The sequence below is a fragment of the Pseudomonas sp. B28(2017) genome (genome assembly GCF_002113025.1).
Lineage (GTDB): Bacteria > Pseudomonadota > Gammaproteobacteria > Pseudomonadales > Pseudomonadaceae > Aquipseudomonas.
Window position 1 is genome coordinate 1 of sequence record NZ_NEJH01000026.1, and the last position, 4,093, is coordinate 4,093.

Here is a 4,093-nt window from a genome sequence, read left to right on the forward strand (position 1 = left end):
GAATTTCTTGACGACCATAGAGCGTTGGAACCACCTGATCCCATCCCGAACTCAGAAGTGAAACGATGCATCGCCGATGGTAGTGTGGGGTTTCCCCATGTGAGAGTAGGTCATCGTCAAGATTAAATTCCGAAACCCCTATCTGCGCAGGCAGGTAGGGGTTTTGTTTTTGGTCGCAGGAGCGAGCTCGCTCGCGAAAAACCCGAGAGCACCACGGGGTGCCAGGTTTCCCGCGTCATCGCTAACGACCATCATCGGAACGCCGCCCAGCGTGCCGCTGCAGTCCTCAATCGCCTGTGAAAAGCCCATGCTTGTGTGCGTAGGCATACAGATCTACGCGGTTCGTCAGGCCCAGCTTGCTGTAGATCGATGTCAAATGGTTGCGCAGCGTGTGCTCGCTGATGTGCAGCTTCTCGGCCACCAGCTTGCCAGGGGCTGAGGGATCGCTGGCCAGCGATGCAATGGTCTGATGCTCGCGGCGCGTTAGCTTGGCAATTTTGTGTTGCTCCGGGTCTATATCGCGCTCGGCTTTCTTGCGCGCCAGTTCAAGGAAGATACGGCTGGTCGCATTGCGGTCAATCCAGAGTTCGCCGGCATGCACTTTTTCTATGGCTTTGAGCAATGTTGATGCGGATGCCGACTCCCGCTTATCCACCACGCCACGTGCGCCCGCCAGCACCGCATTGTCATGCAGCGCCACGTCGCTCGACCCTGTCACTACCAGAATCTTGGCTTTGGTCTGGCTGTGCAAGTCGGCCAGCGACTCGATACAGTCCTCGCTGTCCAGGTCCAGTACCACCACATCTGGCGTGTATTGGTGCAGTGAAAGCAGATACTCCGCCACCGACGCCACCGAACCCGCCAGCATCAACTTCGGTTGAGCACTTTCCACCAGACGCTCAAGACCCCAGGCCACGAGCGGTAGAGCTACTAACAGGACTTGAATTGGCATGCGGGTCGCTGCCTCTTTAGGCGGGTTGTGTTAGCTGATCATGATAGCAATCGTTGCAGCCTGTAGCTTTTTTCTATAGCGCTTCAGGCGACCCCTCCCATGACATTTGTCCCGTAAAAGACTGTTTTCATGGCTGATTGACTCCCAGAAAAAAAGGGATAGCGCGCTCATGTAAAAAACAAGGGGCCTTTTAGACTGCAGCCATGAAAGGCACATACCGAGTTGAGCCCCGTGAACAAGTCACCCTGTCGCTGAAACTGACCGGTGGGAGCCACGGTGTCACCCGTGATATCAGCGCCTCCGGTTTGTATTTCGAAACCGATAGCGAGCAGCAGGTGGGTAGTTTTATTGAATTCGAGATCGAACTCGACACTCCCGGCGGCCCCATGAAGTTCAAGGCGCAAGGACAAATCGTGCGCATTGAGCCACTGGGTGGCAGGACCGGGGCGGGCGTGAAGCTGCTGTCCAGCCGGCTGGTGCCGGTTGAGTGAGGTGTTAGTGGGTTGAGGAAGAATCGGCTTGTGGCTGTTAGCGGCCCACAGCGGTTTTTTGCTCAGGGTGACATTCTTGGGAGAAAGACATGGCTAGCACTACAACTACAAGCGGCGGAACCGTTACCTCGTTTTCCAACACGCCGCAGGCGAAGGATGACATCTTCAGCACCACTGAAAATCTGCTGGGGGTCGTGTATTGGGACGTCATGTCCAATGACCTCGGCGGCAACGCGAAGACACTCTGGTCACTCGACAACGCGGACAGTCTTTCTACTGCCACCAAGGTTTATGCTCCGGCCGACCTCTTGACCCAGGATACGGCGAGGGCCGAGGCGACGAGTTCTGATACCAGTTTGAATGGTGCAAAGATCTGGATCACCTCGGACGGTAAGGTCGGCTACGACGCAGCTACCTTCTCGTCTGCGTTCAAGGAACAACTCCAGGCGCTTGCCACTGGAGAGCTCCTGACGGACAGCTTTACCTATGCGATTCGCCTCGGCAACGGAACGCTCAGTTGGGCTACTGCTACTGTGCAGTTTTCGGGCGTGAATAATGGTGTGACGATCAGTCTCGGCGCACAGGCCGGCACGGTGACCGAAGACGCCGACACCACTGCGAGCACGACCGACTCGCTGGCGGCCAGCGGCACGATTGTCTTTAACGACGTCGACCTGAGTGACACGCACATGGCGACGTTCGCGCCGGCGGTGGGCAACGCTACTCATCTTGGTACGTTCGTGCTCTCGTCGGTAAGCGAAGCCGCGAACGCTGCCAACGGTTCGGTGCAATGGACGTACAACCTGAACAATGCGGCGGCGCAGTACCTGGCCCAGGGACAGACCGTAACCGAAACATACCTGGTCACCATCAGCGATGGTCATGGATCGTCGGCAACGCGGAATGTGACCATCACTATCACCGGCACCAATGACGCGCCGACGGTGACGGCGGCAGAAATCGAAAGCGGGGCGGTGACCGAAGACGGCACCAAGGTGGCCAGCGGCAGCTTCGCCTTCGGCGACGTCGACCTGGCCGATGACGCCCATGTGGCCAGCGTGAGTGCACCGTCCGGTGCGCTGGGTACACTGGTGGCCAGTGTCAGCGACGAGAGCACCGGCGACGCGGCGGGTAGCGTGAGCTGGACCTATACGCTGAACAACAGCGCAGCGCAGTACCTGGCCGCGGGCCAGACCAAAACTGAAGTGTTCACGGTGACGCTGACCGATGACTTCGGGGCGACGGTGAGCAAGAACGTGACGATCACTCTGACCGGCACCAATGACCGGCCGACGCTGACCATCGATGACACAACCGGGGCGATGCACGAAGGCAACGGCGCGGCCACGCTGAGCGATAGCGGTACGCTGAGCTTTGCCGACCTGGACAGCCACGACGTGGTGACGGTCAGCCAGAGTTCGAATCACGATATCGTCTGGAGCGGCGGCACTCTCGGCGCGGCGCAGGCTGCGGCGCTGGTCGCCGGCTTCTCGGTCGACCAGCATGGCTGGACCTATAGCAGCAGCGAAAACCTGGACTTCCTGAGTGCCGGTGAAACCATCAGCTTCTCCTACAGCGTGGTCGCCAGCGACAACAGCGGCACGGCCAACGCCGTCTCGGCAGCACAGACGGTGACCATCACCCTGACGGGCACCAACGACCGGCCGACGCTGACCATTGGCGACACGACCGGGGGGATGAACGAAGGCGACGGCGCGGCCACCCTGAGTTACAGCGGGGCGCTGAGCTTTGCCGATCTGGACAGCCACGATCTCGTCACGGTCAGCCAGACCGCCAATAACGACCTGGTCTGGAGCGGCGGCACTCTCGGCGCGGCGCAGGCCGCGGCGCTGGTGGCCGGTTTCTCGGTCGATCAGGCCAACTGGCACTACAGCAGCAGCGAAAACCTGGACTTCCTGAGTGCCGGTGAAACCATCAGCTTCTCCTACAGCGTGGTCGCCACCGACAACAGCGGCACGGCCAACGCGACCTCGGCGGTGCAGACGGTGACCATCACCCTGACGGGCACCAACGACCGGCCGACGCTGACCATTGGCGACACAACCGGGGCGATGCACGAAGGCAACGACGCGGCCACCCTGAGCGACAGCGGGGCGCTGAGCTTTGCCGATCTGGACAGCCACGACGTGGTGACGGTCAGCCAGAGTTCGAATCACGATATCGTCTGGAGCGGCGGCACTCTCGGCGCGGCGCAGGCCGCGGCGTTGGTCGCTGGTTTTTCGGTCGATCAGCACGGCTGGACCTACAGCAGCAGCGAAAACCTGGACTTCCTGAGCGCCGGTGAAACCATCAGCTTCTCCTACAGCGTGGTCGCCAGCGACAACAGCGGCGCGGCCAACGCCGTCTCGGCAGCGCAGATCGTCACCATCACCATTACCGGCAGCAACGACGCGCCGGTGCTCAGCTTCGCGACCGGCAACGATGTTGGCGCGGTGCAGGAAGACACCACGCTCAGCGTCAGCGGCCAGTTCAGCTCGGCCGACATCGATCACGACGCCACCGCCACTTGGAGTATTGCCGGGTCAAACACCGGCACCTTTGGCTCGATCGCGGTGGACAACAGCGGCCAGTGGACGTACACCCTGGCCAACGGTACCGATGGCGTGGCCAGTGCGGTGCAGTCGCTGAA

3 protein-coding genes and 1 rRNA gene are annotated in these 4,093 nt (G+C 60.5%); 3 read left to right on the forward strand and 1 reads right to left on the reverse strand.

Features of this window, described 5'->3' with window-relative positions; genetic code table 11:
* The first annotated feature begins 6 nt into the window (after nt 1–6).
* Nucleotides 7–122 (forward strand): 5S ribosomal RNA (gene rrf, locus CAF65_RS27605).
* Between the two features lie 164 nt (nt 123–286).
* Here rrf and CAF65_RS27610 read toward each other — a convergent pair.
* Nucleotides 287–952 carry a response regulator transcription factor gene (locus tag CAF65_RS27610; protein ID WP_085719139.1) on the reverse strand — a complete coding sequence of 222 codons (666 nt, stop codon included), beginning with the start codon at nt 950–952 and terminating at the stop codon, nt 287–289.
* 203 nt (nt 953–1,155) lie between these two features.
* Here CAF65_RS27610 and CAF65_RS27615 point away from each other — a divergent pair, with 203 nt between their 5' ends.
* Complete coding sequence (locus CAF65_RS27615; protein ID WP_057395709.1) at nt 1,156–1,443, forward strand: PilZ domain-containing protein; 288 nt, start codon at nt 1,156–1,158, stop codon at nt 1,441–1,443.
* An 89-nt stretch (nt 1,444–1,532) separates the two neighbouring features.
* Nucleotides 1,533–4,093, forward strand: a 2,561-nt coding sequence (locus CAF65_RS27620) for a VCBS domain-containing protein (RefSeq protein ID WP_218191731.1), incomplete at its 3' end; no start/stop codon positions are given.